The organism is Staphylococcus caledonicus, from assembly GCF_016238465.1.
In the GTDB taxonomy this organism is placed as follows: domain Bacteria; phylum Bacillota; class Bacilli; order Staphylococcales; family Staphylococcaceae; genus Staphylococcus; species Staphylococcus caledonicus.
Genome location: NZ_JABTXV010000021.1, coordinates 1 through 345, shown reverse-complemented (window position 1 = coordinate 345; position 345 = coordinate 1). Strand labels below are relative to the sequence as shown.

1 tRNA gene and 1 rRNA gene are annotated in these 345 nt (G+C 39.1%); both read left to right on the top strand.

Annotated elements, in window-relative coordinates:
- Positions 1-50: ribosomal RNA gene (locus HS848_RS12560) — 16S ribosomal RNA — on the top strand; the annotation flags it as partial.
- A 97-nt stretch (positions 51-147) separates the two neighbouring features.
- A tRNA-Ile gene (locus tag HS848_RS12555) sits at positions 148-224 on the top strand.
- Positions 225-345 lie beyond the last annotated feature (121 nt).

Below are 345 nucleotides of genomic sequence, written 5' to 3'. Positions count from 1 at the left end.
AGTCGTAACAAGGTAGCCGTATCGGAAGGTGCGGCTGGATCACCTCCTTTCTAAGGATATATTCGGAACACCTCGTAGAGGTGAAGGAATAACGTGACATATTGTATTCAGTTTTGAATGTTTATTTAAAATATTCAACAATTTAATGGGCCTGTAGCTCAGCTGGTTAGAGCGCACGCCTGATAAGCGTGAGGTCGGTGGTTCGAGTCCACTCAGGCCCACCATTAAATGATTGTACATTGAAAACTAGATAAGTAAGTAAATTAGATTTTACCAAGCAAAACCGAGTGAATTAGAGTGTTAAAGCTTTGAATTCATTAAAAATATAATCGCTAGTGTTCGAAA